General features: G+C 70.5%; 10 protein-coding genes and 2 tRNA genes. 9 read left to right on the top strand and 3 right to left on the bottom strand.

The features are described 5' to 3' along the window. Positions 1-159 precede the first annotated feature (159 nt). From infC to WMF36_RS23865, 3 genes are all read right to left on the bottom strand, one after another. The gene (gene infC, locus WMF36_RS23875) at positions 160-882 is read right to left on the bottom strand and encodes a translation initiation factor IF-3 (RefSeq protein ID WP_437573039.1); all 723 of its coding nucleotides are present in this window, start codon (positions 880-882) and stop codon (positions 160-162) included. A 244-nt stretch (positions 883-1126) separates the two neighbouring features. After that, on the bottom strand, positions 1127-3193 hold the full coding sequence (gene thrS / locus WMF36_RS23870; RefSeq protein WP_437573038.1) for a threonine--tRNA ligase: 2067 nt from the start codon (positions 3191-3193) through the stop codon (positions 1127-1129). 33 nt (positions 3194-3226) lie between these two features. Beyond that, a tRNA-Val gene (locus WMF36_RS23865) sits at positions 3227-3298 on the bottom strand. A gap of 413 nt (positions 3299-3711) precedes the next feature. Here WMF36_RS23865 and WMF36_RS23860 point away from each other — a divergent pair. The 9 genes from WMF36_RS23860 (at position 3712) to WMF36_RS23820 (ending at position 14740) form a co-directional block, all read left to right on the top strand. Continuing rightward, a complete protein-coding gene (locus WMF36_RS23860; RefSeq protein ID WP_437573037.1) occupies positions 3712-4854 on the top strand; it encodes a transketolase in 1143 nt (380 codons plus the stop codon). A 214-nt stretch (positions 4855-5068) separates the two neighbouring features. Beyond that, positions 5069-5503, top strand: a complete 435-nt coding sequence (yajC, locus tag WMF36_RS23855; protein ID WP_437573036.1) for a preprotein translocase subunit YajC — start codon at positions 5069-5071, stop codon at positions 5501-5503. 55 nt (positions 5504-5558) lie between these two features. Beyond that, on the top strand, positions 5559-7712 hold the full coding sequence (gene secD, locus WMF36_RS23850; RefSeq protein ID WP_437573035.1) for a protein translocase subunit SecD: 2154 nt from the start codon (positions 5559-5561) through the stop codon (positions 7710-7712). 74 nt (positions 7713-7786) lie between these two features. Beyond that, positions 7787-9028 carry a protein translocase subunit SecF gene (gene secF, locus WMF36_RS23845; RefSeq protein WP_437573034.1) on the top strand — a complete coding sequence of 414 codons (1242 nt, stop codon included), beginning with the start codon at positions 7787-7789 and terminating at the stop codon, positions 9026-9028. Between the two features lie 84 nt (positions 9029-9112). Further along, entirely contained in the window at positions 9113-10888 is a 1776-nt protein-coding gene (gene recJ / locus WMF36_RS23840) for a single-stranded-DNA-specific exonuclease RecJ (protein ID WP_437573033.1), read from the top strand. Positions 10889-10928: 40 nt separating this feature from the next. Continuing rightward, complete coding sequence (locus WMF36_RS23835; protein WP_437573032.1) at positions 10929-11708, top strand: ABC transporter ATP-binding protein; 780 nt, start codon at positions 10929-10931, stop codon at positions 11706-11708. A 35-nt stretch (positions 11709-11743) separates the two neighbouring features. Then, the gene (locus tag WMF36_RS23830) at positions 11744-12859 is read left to right on the top strand and encodes an MlaD family protein (RefSeq protein WP_437573031.1); all 1116 of its coding nucleotides are present in this window, start codon (positions 11744-11746) and stop codon (positions 12857-12859) included. A 225-nt stretch (positions 12860-13084) separates the two neighbouring features. Continuing rightward, positions 13085-14284 (top strand): pyridoxal phosphate-dependent aminotransferase, encoded by a 1200-nt coding sequence (locus tag WMF36_RS23825; protein WP_437573030.1) that lies wholly within the window; start codon positions 13085-13087, stop codon positions 14282-14284. A 384-nt stretch (positions 14285-14668) separates the two neighbouring features. Then, a tRNA-Val gene (locus WMF36_RS23820) sits at positions 14669-14740 on the top strand. Positions 14741-14795: the final 55 nt, after the last annotated feature.

The following is a 14795-nucleotide window of genomic DNA, read 5'->3' as shown; positions in this document are numbered from 1 at the left end:
GCGCCTCGCCGCGCCCGCGGCCGTTCGAGGGATAGGCCGCGCCCCCCGCGACGCAGAAGGGAGCGCGGCACGCGAGCACGCGAGCACCCGCCGCGCGGCGCGATGCGCGCCCCGCCGCAGCCGCGGCCGCCGTCGTGGCGCGCGCTCTCCCCGGGCGGGTTACCCGGTCGCTCCCTCGGCCTCGTCGTCGTCGTCGTCGTCGTCTTGCTCTTCGAGCTGCCTCTCGAGCTTCTCGATCTCCTCGTCCTCTTCGTCCCCGGCGGGAGCGGCGCGCCCTTCCTGGAGCGCCTTCTGGCGGGCCCTCTCCGCGGCGACGCGGGCCTGGGCCACCTTCTGCAGGATGGCGGGTTTGGGCGCCATCATCAGCGTCATCGTGCGCTGCTCCATCATCGGGCGCACCTCGACGTTCGCGATCTCCTCGCAGTGCTGGACGATCCAGTCGAGCTGCTCCTGCGCCTTCTCCGGGTGCGTGATCTCGCGGCCGCGGAAGCGGACCGTGAACTTCACCTTGTGACCTGCGCCGAGGAACCGATGCGCAGCCCGGGTCTTGAACTCGAGATCGTGGTCGTCCGTCTTGGGACGGAGCTTGATCTCCTTGATCTCCACCACACTCTGCTTGCGCTTCGCCTCGCGGGCCTTCTTCTTCTCGTCGTACTTGTACTTGCCGAAGTCGAGGATCTTGCAGACCGGAGGATCCGCCTTCGGGTTGACCTCGACGAGGTCGAGCCCCTTCTCCTGTGCTCGGCGCAGCGCCTCGTGGGTCTGCATGATGCCGAGCATCTCGCCATCATCGCCGATGACGCGGATTTCCGGGACGCGGATGCGCTGGTTGATGCGGATCTGCGGCCCCCGCTGGGCCTGCCGAGGGTCGAAGCGTCTCATCGCCATGTGGTATTTCGCTGCCTCCTTGTGTTCTGTGATTCTGAAAGCGACGGACCGCCGCTTCGCGACCGAAGGTGGTCGCGGCGACCATCACCACGCCAATGTCGCCTGACTCCGCGCCGCAGGCAACGGCAGCAAGCACGACGGCCGCCGCGGCGCAGGGGCGCTCGGGAGCCCTGAGCTGCCGGGCTCGACGGGGGTAGGGAAGGGCCTGCCGGCGAGAAGGGCCAGCCGGAACGGCTGGTCACGAAGCGGAGGCGCTCACCGCGAGACGAGGGGGCTTCGACTCCGCGGCGAGCCGGTCGGCGAAGTCCTCGAGCGGCATCGCCCCGAGGTCCTTGTTGAGGTCGCGCGACCGGGGGGCGACCTTGCGGCCCTCGGCCTCCTTGTCGCCGACCACGACCACGTACGGGACGCGCGTCAGCCGCGCCGCCCGGATCTTGGCACCGAGCTTGTCGGGGCTGAGGTCGGCCCTCGCCCGGAGCCCGCGGCCCCGGAGGTGCGCCACCACTTCCTGTGCGTAGGCGGCCTGCTTCTCGCTGACCGTGACGATGACCGCCTGCTCCGGGGCCAGCCAGGTCGGGAAGGCGCCCCCGACGTGCTCGAGGTACACCGAGAAGAACCGCTCGAGCGAGCCGAGGATCGCCCGGTGGAGCATCACGGGGCGGTGGGCGCCGCCGTCGGCGCCTGTGTACTCGAGCTCGAAGCGGTCGGGCAACGCGTAGTCCACCTGGATCGTGCCGAGCTGCCAGCTCCGCCGCAGCGCGTCCTCGACGTGGAACTCGAGCTTCGGGCCGTAGAACGCGCCCTCCTCGGGCGCGATCTCGAAGGGGAGGCCAGCTTGCTTCAGCGCGTCCGCGAGCGCGCCCTCCGCGGCGTCCCACTGCGCGTCGGTGCCGATGCGCTTCTTGGGCCGGGTCGCGAGCTTGATGTCGATCTTGGCGAACCGGAACGCGGCGTACACCTCGAGCAAGAGCCGCAGGAACGCCTGGATCTCGCCCTGCATCTGCTCCGGAGCGCAGAAGATGTGGGCGTCGTCCTGGCAGAAGCTCCGCACCCGGGCGAGGCCGTGGACGACGCCGCCGCGCTCGTACCGGTGGAGCCGCCCGAAGTCGGCGAGCCGCCACGGCAGCTCGCGGTAGCTGCGCCGCCGCTGGCCGAAGATGAGGCAGTGGCTCGGGCAGTTCATCGGCTTCTGGGCGAGCCGCTCGAGCTCCGCGAGCTGCTCCAGGACCGCGGCGTCGCGCTTCTTGTCCGCTTCCTTGTAGATCGCCGCGTCCGCCTCCCCCGGAGAGACCCCGAGACGGAGCGCGAGCCGCGCCGCGTCCAGGTGCTCCGCCGTGACGGGGAGGTACATGTTCTCGCGGTAGTTCGGCAGGTGCCCGCTCGTCTCGAACAGGCGCTTGTCGAAGATCTGCGGCGTGATGACCTCCTCGTAGCCGTAGTCGACGTAGAGGTCGCGCATGTACTGGACGAGCGCGTTGTAGACGTGCGCGCCGCGCGGCAGGAGGAACGGCATGGCCGGCGCGATCTCGTGGAACATGAAGAGCTCGAGCTCTTTCCCGAGCTTCCTGTGGTCGCGCTCCTTGGCCTCCGCGAGCAGCTTCAGGTGCTCGTCGAGCGCCGCCTGGCTCGGGAACGCCGTGCCGTAGATGCGCTGGAGCATCGGGTTGCGCTCGTCGCCGCGCCAGTAGGCGCCGGCCACGCTGACCAGCTTGATGGCCTGGAGCAGCGAGGCGTCCGGCACGTGCGGGCCCTCGCAGAGGTCGACCCACTCGCGCTCGCCGTCGCTGTGCCGGTAGAGCGAGACGTCCTCGCCCGCCGGGATCGCGTCGATGATCTCGCGCTTGTACGTCTCGCCCATCTGCGCGAAGAGCTCGTGCGCCGTCTCGCGGTTCACCACGTCGCGCCGGAACGGGCGGCCCGCGGCGATGATCTCGCGCATCTTCGCCTCGATCTTGGCGAGATCCTCGTCCGTGAAGGGGCCGCTCGGCTTGTCGAAATCGTAGTAGAAGCCGGCGTCGATGGCGGGGCCGATCGTGACCTTCGTCCCCGGGAAGAGGCGCTGCACGGCGTCGGCCATGATGTGCGCCGTCGAGTGCCGGATGATGCGCAGGCCCTCCGGATCGCTCGTCCGCACCGGCTCGATCCGGGTCGAGCTGTCGCGCTGGAATGGGGTGTGGAGATCGACGAGGCGCCCGTTGACGCGGGCGCCGATGACGGTGCGGTCCTTGGCGATGTCGTCGGCGAGAGCCTCGCGCACCGTGGTGCGGGCCGCCGAGGCGGCCTGGGCTGTCTGATCGAGGGCCATGAAACCTCGCAGGCTAGGTCTCCTGCTGATTTGTAGGCGCGGCCGGTTTCGAACCGGCGACCCCTACCGTGTCAAGGTAGTGCTCTACCACTGAGCTACGCGCCTATGTCCCGCTCGCTCGACGCGATGCCGACGAAACGGAGAGCGCCTCCTAGCAAGGGCCGGAGAGTCCGTCAAGCGATCTGTTTTTCGGTATCGCTTTTCTCGGGAGCGCATCGGTCGCGACGCCCCTGCGCGGGAGGCCTCCCCGCGTCCGTGCGCCAGGTCGGTGCGGCGTCAGGTCGGTGCGCCGGGCCGAGCGCGAGGGGCAGCCACGATCGGGGCTGAGCTTGGTCATGCGACCCCGCCCGACGGCCGCGTGAGGCAGGAGCTTCACCTCGAGATGAAAGCTCCCTTTCTCGGAGTTACGTCCAGACATGGATGAGCGCGATCGCTGCACCGCTTCGATCCGGTCGTCGCGCGCAATCCGATCGCGCTCGCGCTTGACCTCGCGTGCGGCTCGGGCGACGAACGGCTGGATGGCAGGGCCTGACGGTCTAGGCTCGCCGCCGGATCCGGCGGCGGTGATCGCACATGTCGAGGTGGCCGCGGGGAGCGCGCTCTTCGCCGCGCACGCGGCGGTGCCCGGCGATCTGCCGATCGAGCGCGCCGCGTCCGCGGCCGAGGCGATCCGCGGCGCCGCGGCCCGCACGCGCGCAGGGCAGCGGGCCAGCGTGGTGCTGGGCGCCCACGAGCTCGTCGGGGCGCTCGCCGCGCTCGGCGAGGCGGCGGCGGTGCGGACGCCGGTCACCGTGCACGTCATCGAGCGCCGCGGCGGGCTCGCCGTGGGGCGCGATGAGCTTGCGCCGGCCCTCGACGTCGGCGCGGGGGTGCTCGTCACCTGGAGCAGCCAGGAGGCGGCCGACGTGGCGCTCGTGGCGCGGCGCGCCGCCGAGGACAGCGAGACGCCGTTCCTGCACGTCGTGGACGCGATGCCCTCGGACGTGTCCGCCCTCGGCGCCACGCGCGATCTCGCCGCGCGCTTCCTCGGCCCGGAGCGGAGCGCGCCGACCTTCACCGACGCGGCGCCGGGCGAGAGCGACGGCGACGGGGGCCCTCGCCCGCAGGGCCGCGGCGTCGTGCGGAAGCGGGCCGAGCGGAGCTTCTGCGCGCGCGTGCCCTTCGCGCTCGCCAGCGCGATGCGGGAGCTCTGCGAGCTGACCGGGAGGCCGCTCGGCGCGATCGAGCGCGTCGACACCGCCGACGCGGAGGAGATCATGGTCGTCGTGGGCTGCGCGTTCCCGGCGGCCCGCGAGGTCGTGCGCAGCCTGCGCGCGCAGGGCCGGCGCGTCGGGCTCGTGGGCGTGCGCGCGCTGCGGCCGTTCTACGGCGCGGAGGTGGTGAAGACCCTCGGGCGGGCCAAGGCCATCGTGGTGCTCGAGCCGCTCGACGTGCCCCTCGCGCCGCAGGGGCACGTCGCCGCCCTGGTGAAGGCCGCGTTCGCGGACGCGCTCACGTGGGCCCCAGGCTTCCCGGGCGTCGGGCGCATCCCGCCGATCCTCTCCGCGACGTTCGCGACGATCGACGGCACGATCACCGAGCGTGACGTGCGCCTGTCGCTCGCCGAGATCGCGAGCGGCGAGCGGGCCCGCCGGCACATGGTGTTCGGCAGCGACGGCTGATCTCGGCGCTCTGGGTGGTACCGCGTCCCGCGCGGCCGGGTGGGGCGGGACCGGAAAGGGCCATAAGGCTGCATTCCCGGCGTGCCCGGGTGAGGCTGCCCGCCTAGCTCCTTGCGCGACCCTTGGATCCTGGGTATGGAGGCGGGCCCCGGGGGGTTGGGAGAGGCCTGCAATTTGCGGGCAAGCCCGTCGGGGCCCGGAGACACGCGTCACCTTGGCAAGCTCAAACTCGTTCCAGCCGAACGCCGCCCCCGGGCGCGCGGGCAATGCGCCCGCGACGCCGGTTGAAGGTCAACCGCCGCCGCCGTCCGGGGGGCAGGAGGCGCAACCTGCGCCGTTCGGCGGAGGGGCCTTCTCGTTCCTCATCCTGGCGCTGCCGCTGCTGCTCATCTTCGTGATGACGCGGAGCCAGAAGAAGAAGCAGCAGCAGATCGAGTCGAACCTCAAGGTGGGCGACCGGGTCGTCACCCAGGCCGGGCTCCTCGGCAGGATCACCGACATCAGCCCGAACTCGGCCCGGGTGAAGCTGGAGATCGCCCCCGGCGTGAACGTGCAGATCCTGAAGAGCGTGATCCAGGGCCACGATCCGGGCGAGGTTGCGGCGGCGGACGCCAAGGTCGCCGACGCCGCGAAGGACAAGAAGTCGTAGGCCGGCGCTCGGCCCAACAGGAAGCTCTTTACCGCCCCTCGCGGCGCCCCACTCCATGCTCCTAAACATCTTCCAGTACGGGTTCGCCGGCGTCGCCGGTCTGTGCCTCCTCGGCGCGTGGCTCAGCCGTTCGCGGCGCAGCGTCTTCGCCTGGGCGGCGCTCTCCGCCGGCGCCGCCGCGTTCGCGGCCCACTACCAAGTGTTCTGGGCCCTCGCGACGTTCGGCCTGATGGTGCCGTGGGCGCTGCTCTGCACCGGGCCGTGGATCGATTTTGCGTGGCGGGCGAAGACGGGCTTCGTGCTGTTCCTCGCGCTCGGCGCCGCGCTCTGCATCTACCCGACCTACCACGACGAGCGGTTCGGCCGCCCCGATCACACCGGCGTCCCGTCGGAGGAGCTGTCGGAGCAGGAGACCCAGGCGAAGCGGGGAGAGCTCGGGTTCAGCCGCTTCCTGACCTCGAACATCCCGTTCCGGCTGGTGCGCGGGCTCGATCTGAAGGGCGGCCTCCGCCTGGTCTACACGGTCGACGTCGACGAGGCGATCAGCGACAAGCGCGACCGGTACTACGACGACCTGCGCGCGGCGCTCGCGACGTCGTTCGGGTTCCACGAGGGCGACAAGCCGCCGACGATCGAGGAGATGCAGAAGCTCCAGACGAAGCTCCGCATCGAGAAGTCGCGCGAGCATGCCGACACGATCGTGATCACCTTCAACGACCCGGCGGACGCCGAGAAGATCAACAGCGATTTCCTCGCGAAGTTCCTCGGAGAGATGCAGCTCCAGCGCTCGGCGGACCGCAACGTCGCGAGGTTCCGGATCCGCGACGAGGTCGCGAGCGGCATCCGCGAGCGCGCGGTGACGCAGGCCAAGGAGACGGTGCTCCGCCGCGTCGACGGCCTCGGCCTCAAGGAGGCGAGCGTCTCGGCGCGCGACGAGGACGTGATCATCGAGGTCCCCGGCGACGACGAGAGCTCCTTCAACACGATCCGCGAGATCATCAGCCAGACGGCGCGGCTCGAGTTCAAGATGGTCGACGACGACCAGGACTTCTTCGAGCCGATCGCGAAGAGCGCCAAGGAGGAGGATCTCCCGAAGGGCCTGACGTTCTCGATCGAGAACGCGCCGGTCGGCCCCGGGAAGACCAAGCCGGTCCACTTTGCCCGGATGGTGCGCGCCGAGCACGAGGAGCTGCGCGACACGCTGAAGCGGCTGCGCGAGTGGGTCGGGACGCTCCAGGTCCCGGCGGACAACGAGGTCGGCTACGGCAAGCTGTACGAGTACAACGAGGAGAAGGACGTCATCGAGGAGATCGGCTGGCGGACGTACTTCCTCTTCAGCAAGGCCGAGATCACGGGCGACATGGTGCGCGACGCGCAGGCGCTCCCGGATCAGAGCGAGGGCGGCCTCGGCGGCTGGTACGTGTCGATGGAGTTCACCCCGACCGGCGCCGACCGGTTCGAGGACATCACCGGCCGGAACGTCAAGCGACGGTTCGCCATCATCCTCGACGAGAAGGTCGAGAGCGCGCCGGTCATCCAGACGAAGATCGGCGGCGGCCGCGCGCAGATCACGATGGGCTCGCAGAACCCCGACCAGCAGCTCCAGGACGCGCGCAAGCTCGAGCTGGTGCTCCGGTCGGGCGCGCTGCCGGCCCCGATCTCCCCGTCGAACGAGCAGCGCATCGGCCCGTCGCTGGGCAAGGACGCCATCCAGCAGAGCATGAAGGGCGCGATCGCGAGCGGGCTGCTCGTGGTCGTGTTCATGGTGGTGATCTACAGCCGCGCCGGGCTCATCGCGGACGCCGCCGTCATCTTCAACCTCTTCCTGCAGATCGCGGTCCTCGCGATGTTCGGCGCGTCGATGACGCTGCCCGGCATCGCCGGCCTCGTGCTCACCATGGGCATCGCGGTCGACGCCAACGTGCTGATCAACGAGCGCATCCGGGAGGAGCTCCGGGCCGGGAAGAGCCCGCGCGCCGCGGTCGACGTCGGCTATGACAAGGCCTTCAGCGCCATCCTCGATGGCCACGTGACCACGCTGATCTCCGGGCTCATCCTCGCGCAGTACGGCACCGGCCCGATCAAGGGCTTCGCGATCACGCTGATCGTCGGCATCGCCATCAGCCTGTTCACCGGGGTCGTGTGCACCCGCCTGATGTTCGACTGGGCCGTCCGCGGCCGGAAGATCAAGACGCTCTCGCTCGGCTGACAACGGGGGCCGCGGGAGCGGATCTCCGACCTTTGAGGGAGAACGCGAGAGCGGTCTCCGATTGAGACACGACGATGGAACTCATCAAACCTGGCCGTCAGTTCGACTTCATGAGCAAGCGCTGGCTCTTCATCGGGCTCAGCGGGGTGCTGCTCCTCCTGTCGATCATCTCGTTCATCGTGCCGGGGCCGAAGCTCGGGACCGATTTCAAGGGCGGCACCGAGATCGAGGTCGCCTTCAAGGCTCCGGTCTCCAGCGCCGAGGTGCGCGAGGCCGTCTCGAAATCGGGCTTCGACTCCCCGGACATCGTGTCCGTCGCGGACCAGGCCAACCCGAACCGCTACCTCATCCGGGTCCACGAGGTCTCCGCGCTGTCGGAGCCGCAGAAGGCGGCGGTGCGCGAGCGGATGTGCCTGGCGCCCGAGAACGGCTCCGTCCCCGAGGACCGCTGCCCGCAGGCGGTGCGCGCCACCGAGGTCAAGTTCAGCCCCGGCGGCGACAAGATCTCCGCCCGCTACGACGTCACGCCCGACCTGGAGGGGCTCAAGAAGCAGCTCGAGGGCATCGAGGGGGTCGATCTCAGGCCCGGCGCGAACAACCCGCTCGTCGTGAGCGAGCGCGACAACAAGGTCGAGCTCTACCTGAAGTCCAAGGGCGACCAGCTGATGGACGGCCTCCGGGAGCACCTCGGCGCGGACAAGGTGCCCGACCAGGCGCTCCGGGTCGAGTGGATCGGGCCGAAGGCCGGCGCGCAGCTGCGGGACGCGGCCATCAAGAGCGTCCTCATCACGATCTTCTTCATCATGGCGTACATCGCGTTCCGGTTCGACATCCGGTTCGCGCCCGGCGGCATCCTCGCGCTGGTGCACGATGTCGGCATCGCGCTCGGCGCCATGGTGATCACGCAGCGGGAGATCACCCTCTCCACCGTCGCCGCGCTGCTCACGATCGTCGGCTACTCGATCACGGACACGGTCGTCGTCTACGACCGGATCCGCGAGAACCTGGGGAAGCACCGCGACATGAGCTTCGCCGCCGTCATCAACTTCTCGCTCTCCGAGATGCTCGGGCGCACCATCCTCGTGTCGTTCACGACGTTCCTGTCGCTCGTCATGTTCCTCTTCTACGGAACGGGCGTCATCCGGGACTTCGCGTTCACGCTCGTCGTCGGCATCGTCGTCGGGACGTACTCCTCCATCTACGTCGCCGCGCCGCTCACCGAGTGGATCGACCGCAAGTTCTTCGGCTCGAACTCCAGCAAGCGCAAGAAGGTCAACCGCGTCCGCACGCAGAAGCGCGCCGACGCGGTCGTCTGAGCGCCTCGCCGTGATCGCGGCCGCTCGCGCAGCCCGGACCCAGGCCGTGGACGCCGCCATCGCGCCGATGTACCGCCTCTGACGATGACGAGCACCTCCACGGAGGCCTGGAAGGAGCTCCCCGAGCGCGAGGCGCCGTCCCCCGCCTCGCGCGCGGCGCGGGACGGCGCGGGCGCGTCCGAGCGTATCGCGGACCCGGGCGAGGCGTCGCCCGAGGCGCTCGCGATGGCGCGCGAGCTCGGGCTGTCGATCACGGTGGCGGACATCCTGCACCGGGCGGGCCGGGCTCCTGACGAGGCGACCCGGCGCTTCCTCGATCCGCGGCTCTCGCACCTCACGCCGCCCGACGCCATGGCCGATCGCGAGGCGAGCGCCGACCGGATCGCGCGCGCCGTGCGCGCCGGCGAGCGGATCGCCGTCTTCGGCGACTACGACTGCGACGGGATCACCGCGACCGCCATCATGACGGGCGCGCTGCGCGCCCTCTCCGGCCAGGTCGTGCCGCTCCTCGCGACGCGCGTCGAGGGCAGCTACGGCCTCTCGGCGCCCGCGCTCGAGCGCGTGATGCGCGCCTGCCCCACGCTGCTCATCACGTGCGACTGCGGCTCCAGCGATCACGAGCGGCTGGCCGCCGCGCGCGCGGCCGGCATCGACTGCGTCGTCATCGACCACCACCTCGTGCCGGCCGAGCCGCTCCCCGCGCTCGCGTTCCTGAACCCGCACCGCGCCGACTGCGGCTTCCCGTACAAGGGGCTCGCGTCGTGCGGGCTCGCGCTCACGCTGCTCGCCGCCGTGCGCAAGAAGCTCGGCTCGTCGCTCGATCTCCGCCCCTACCTCGACCTCGTGGCCATCGGCACCGTCGCCGACGTCGCGCCGCTGACCGGTGACAACCGCGCGCTCGTGCGGGCCGGCCTCGGCGTGCTCCAGACCGGACCTCGGCCCGGGCTGCGAGCGCTCGCGGCGCTCGCCAACCTCGATCTCGGGCGCGGCGCCTCTGCCGAGGACGTCGCTTTCCGGATCGCGCCTCGCCTCAACGCGCCCGGCCGGCTCGGCGATCCCGACATCTCGCTGGAGCTCCTGCTCGCGCACGACAGCGTGACCGCCTCGGCGCTCGCCGCCACGGTGGAGCAGGCGCAGATGAAGCGGCGCGCCATCCAGGACGAGATGCTTGTGTCCGCGCTCGCCGAGATCGAGCGCGCCGGCTTCGAGCGGGATCCCGCGATCGTCATCGCGCGGGAGGGCTTTCACCCCGGCGTGGTCGGCATCGTCGCGGGCAGGGTCACCTCCCGCTTCGGCAAGCCCACGATCGTCATCGCCCTCGAGGGCGCGAAGGGGCGCGGCTCGGTCCGCGGTCCAGCCGGCGCGCGGCTCCACGACGCGCTCTCCCTCTGCCGCGCCGAGCTCGTCGGCTTCGGCGGCCACCAGGCGGCGGCCGGCGTCGAGGTGCGCGCCGACCGCGTCGAGGCGCTCCGGGCGGCGTGGTGCGACGCCTTCCGCGAGCAGGACCTCCCCGCCGCCGCGGCGTTCGCGGCCGCCCACGTCCGGCTCGACGATCGCGACGATCTGGCGGCCGTGGCGCGCGATCTCGAGAGGCTCGAGCCGTGCGGCGAGGGGAACCGCCCGGCGTACGTCCTCCTACCGGGCGCGGCCGTGCGCTCGGCGAGGAACCTGAAGGGCCACCTCAAGCTGGAGCTCACCTTCGCCCGCCGCGAGATCTCGTGCTTCGGGTTCGAGCTGGGCGAGCTCGCGCCGCGGTTCACCGGCCGGAGCGTCGATGTGGTGGGCCGCCTGCGGCGCGACGCCTGGCGCGGCGGGGACGCCGTCGAGATCAGGATCGAGCATGTCGCCGCGGCCGACTGAGCGTTCGCGGCGGGCCTCGGCGGCGTGCTAGCGTGGGCGCGTGGCTGAGCCGCTGATCCGGTTCTCGCATGTGCGCAAGGCCTTCGGTCCGAAGGTCATCTACCGCGACCTGAACCTCGAGGTGTACCCGGGCGAGACGCTCACCATCATGGGCGGCTCGGGCGTCGGCAAGAGCGTCATGCTCAAGCTGCTCATCCGACTGCTCGACGTGGACGATGGATCTATCCAGTTCCACGGTGAAGAGATCACGCGCGTGAGCGAGGCGCGCATCTCCGGGGTGCGCCAGCGCATCGCGATGCTGTTCCAGGGGGGCGCCCTGTTCGACTCGATCTCGGTCGGCGGAAACGTCGCTTACGGCCTGCACGAGCACTTCCGCAAGCAGATGACCGAGGCGCAGATCGCCGACCGGGTGAACTGGGCGCTGTCGCTCGTCGGCCTGCCCGGCATCGAGCAGATGCGCCCGGGGGACCTCTCCGGCGGCATGAAGAAGCGCGTCGGCCTCGCGCGCGCCATCGCGGTGCAGCCCGAGGTGCTGCTCTACGACGAGCCGACGACCGGCCTCGATCCGATCAACACCGAGCGCATCAACCACCTCATCAAGGGGCTCAAGCAGGCCCTCAACGTCACGAGCATCGTGGTGACGCACGACATGAAGAGCGCGTTCTCGATCTCGGATCGGATGGCGATGATCTACCGCGGTGAGGTCATCGCGACCGGCACGCCGGACGAGTTCCGGGCGTCCACAGATCCGCATGTCGCCGATTTCATCACCGGGACCGCTCCGGTGAATGAGGACGTCCAGACGCTTCTCGGGACGTGACGATCCCTCCAAGATCGCGCAAGATGCCCGTCTGCATGGGCAGAGCGCGCGATCTGAAGGTCGGACTCTTTGTGCTGGCGGGCCTTGTGCTGTCCGCCCTAGTCATTTTCCTGATAGGCGACGAGCGGCGGCTCTTCGACGCCTCCGTCGAGTTCACGACGAACTTCGGCGATGTGCAGGGTCTGAAGCCGGGCGCGCCCATCCGCATGGGCGGCATCGACATCGGTCATGTCGCCGAGGTCGCCTACGGCCCGGACCCAAAGGACACAAAGATCTATGTGAAGCTCGAGGTCGTCGAGAGCGAGTCGAGCCGGATCAAGACCGACAGCGTGGCCCAGATCGCGAACAAGGGCCTGCTCGGCGACAAGATGCTGGAGCTCACGAAGGGGCAGAGCCCCGATTCGGTGCCGCCCGGGGGCCACATCCCGGGCGAGGTCCCGACCGACGTGATGGGGAAGGTGACCGGGATGGCCGAGAAGGCCGAGGCGACGCTCGACAACATCCAGAAGGTCTCGGAGAGCATCGCCGACGAGCGGCTGCACAAGGACCTCCGCGAGACGGTCGCCTCGGCGAACACGCTGATGAAGCAGGTCACCGAGGGGGAGGGCTATCCGCACCGCCTCCTGACCGATCCCGAGGAGGCCGAGCGCATCTCGCGCACCCTGCAGAGCCTCGACCGCGTCGGCACGGAGCTCGCGAGCACGCTGCGCGAGGTGAGGGGGGTCGTCTCGCGCGTCAAGGAGGGGCCGGGGTTCGCGCACGACGTCATCTACGGCGACGGTCCGCAGAAGCAGGTCCAGCAGTTCGGGAACGCCGCGGACGAGGTCGCCATGACGCTGCGGGGGATCCGCGAGAGCGACAGCCTCGCGCACGACGCGCTCTACGGCGGCAAGGGCGACGGCGCCGAGGCGCTCGCCAACGTCACGGCGATGACCGGCGACCTTCGGGCGATCGTGCACGACATGAGGGCGGGCAAGGGGACCCTCGGCGCGCTCCTTGTGGATCCGTCGATCTACGAGGACATGAAGAGCCTCCTCGGCAATGTGCAGCGCAACGACGTGCTCCGCGCGCTCGTGCGCTACTCGATCAAGCAGGACGAGCAGAAGCCTGCAGTCCAGGTCGGTGGCACCACGCCGGCGCCCTCTCCCTAGGGCCGCGCATCAGGCGTCCGGCCGTGCGTGGCCGGGCTGCTGCGCCGCTCCGCGGCGGCTCCCCCGGGAGGCGTCGAGCGCCGCGCCCGTCGCGTGACGCGCGACGCTCGGGGCGCACGACGGCGGAGCTCGCGCGGCGCGAGGCACATCCGGGCCGCCTGTGCAACCGCCAGGGGGGTAGCGCCTTGCGTTGTTCCGGGCCCCCCTTTATTCCTCATTGTCCCCATGCCCACGAAGCTCGCTGACCGTCTGTCGGCCGTCGCGCCCAGTGCAACGCTCGCCATGGCGGCGAGGGCCGCGCGGCTCCGCGCCGAGGGACACGAGGTCTACTCCTTCGGCGTGGGCGAGCCGGACTTCGACACGCCCGAGCCGATTCGCAGCGCGGCGAAGGCGGCGCTCGACGCCGGCGCCACCCATTACACGGCCGTGTCCGGTACACCCGAGCTGAAGTCGGCGATCTGCGCCGCGACCGAGCAGCACCGCGGATGGCGGCCGCTGCCGAGCCAGATCACCGTGAGCTGCGGCGCAAAGCATGCGCTGTTCAACCTCGCCGCCGCGCTCTTCGATCCGGGGGACGAGGTCGTCATCCCGGCGCCTTACTGGGTGAGCTATCCCGAGCAGGTGCGCCTGTTCGGCGCCACGCCGGTCATCGTCGAGACCACCGAGGCGACGGGCTTCCGCCTCACGGCGGACGCGCTCCAGGCCGCGCTGTCGCCGCGGGTGAAGGCGCTCGTCCTGTGCACGCCCTCGAACCCGACCGGCTCGGCGTACGCGGAGGAGCACCTGCTCCCGCTGGCCTCCGTGCTGCGGCGCCACGACTGCTGGATCATCGTCGACGAGATCTACGCCGACCTCACCTACGACGGCTTCCAGCACGTGTCGCTCCCCGCGCTCGCGGAGGACCTCGCCCCGCGCGTGATCGTCGTCGACGGGGTCAGCAAGACCTTCGCCATGACCGGCTGGCGCGTCGGCTGGAGCATCGCGCCGACCGAGGTCGCGAGGGCGCTCGACGTGGTCCAGGGCCAGAGCACCACGAACGCAGCCGCCGTGTCCCAGGCCGCCGCCGTCGCCGCCCTGAACGGCCCGCGCGACGCGGTGTTCGCGATGCGCGCGGCCTTCGCCCGGCGGCGCTCGCTCATGGTCGAGGGCCTCAACGCGGTCCCAGGGGTGCGCTGCCGGATGCCGGAGGGGGCCTTCTATGCGTTCGCCGACGTACGGGGGCTCTGCGGGCGCTCTTTCCAGGGGAAGACGCTCGCGAGCGACGAGGACGTGGCGACGTGGATGCTGGAGCAAGCGCACGTGGCCGCGGTCGCCGGCACCCCCTTCGGTGCGCCCGGCTATCTTCGGTTCTCCTACGCCTGCGACGAGGACCACATCGAAGCGGGCCTCGCCGCGCTCCGTCGCGCCGTCGCGGCGCTCGATTGACGGATCGCGGACCCCTGGGCCGATCCCCGGGGCGCGGCTTCGAGGCCGCGGCGCCGGCCCCGCCCGCTCGAGGGCGCGACCGAGAAGGGGCGCGGCCGAGGAGGTGGGATCATTTGAACATGAAGGCGGGAAGGCGGGAAGAAAATCATCAATGATCTTCCTGCCTTCCCGCCTTCATGTGACATCTCTCTGGGCAAATCCCCCCACCACCCGGCCGAGCCTCTCGCCGGAGCCGTGAGGGGCGGCCCGGCCCGCTGGCGCCCGTTTTGCCGAGCACCGCGAGGAAGTTCGCTGTCGGCAGCGAGTTCTTCTTGTCGAACGCCGATGTCTGGGTTAAAAGCGCCACGTCTTTCCGAAACGGCCGGGTGACAACCGGCTGGCATCGGGCGCATAACTCAGCGGTAGAGTGCGTCCTTCACACGGACGAAGTCGCAGGTTCAAGTCCTGCTGCGCCCACCCCGATTCGCCCCCCGCGCGAGCTGGTCCAATGCATCGAGTCGCCCGCGCGACG

It is taken from the genome of Sorangium sp. So ce887 (assembly GCF_051521455.1).
Lineage (GTDB): Bacteria > Myxococcota_A > Polyangia > Polyangiales > Polyangiaceae > Sorangium.
Note: the sequence above shows the minus strand (reverse complement) of the source record. Positions and strands in the feature narration are given on the sequence as shown.

What these genes read in the sequence shown, in the direction of transcription:
- WMF36_RS23860 (WP_437573037.1), top strand. Translation starts at nt 3,712, where the DNA reads ATGGCAGGGCCTGACGGTCTAGGCTCGCCGCCGGATCCGGCGGCGGTG.
- recJ (WP_437573033.1), top strand. Translation starts at nt 9,113, where the DNA reads ATGACGAGCACCTCCACGGAGGCCTGGAAGGAGCTCCCCGAGCGCGAG.
- WMF36_RS23825 (WP_437573030.1), top strand. Translation starts at nt 13,085, where the DNA reads ATGCCCACGAAGCTCGCTGACCGTCTGTCGGCCGTCGCGCCCAGTGCA.
- secD (WP_437573035.1), top strand. Translation starts at nt 5,559, where the DNA reads ATGCTCCTAAACATCTTCCAGTACGGGTTCGCCGGCGTCGCCGGTCTG.
- WMF36_RS23830 (WP_437573031.1), top strand. Translation starts at nt 11,744, where the DNA reads ATGGGCAGAGCGCGCGATCTGAAGGTCGGACTCTTTGTGCTGGCGGGC.
- secF (WP_437573034.1), top strand. Translation starts at nt 7,787, where the DNA reads ATGGAACTCATCAAACCTGGCCGTCAGTTCGACTTCATGAGCAAGCGC.
- infC (WP_437573039.1), bottom strand. Translation starts at nt 882, where the DNA reads ATGAGACGCTTCGACCCTCGGCAGGCCCAGCGGGGGCCGCAGATCCGC.
- thrS (WP_437573038.1), bottom strand. Translation starts at nt 3,193, where the DNA reads ATGGCCCTCGATCAGACAGCCCAGGCCGCCTCGGCGGCCCGCACCACG.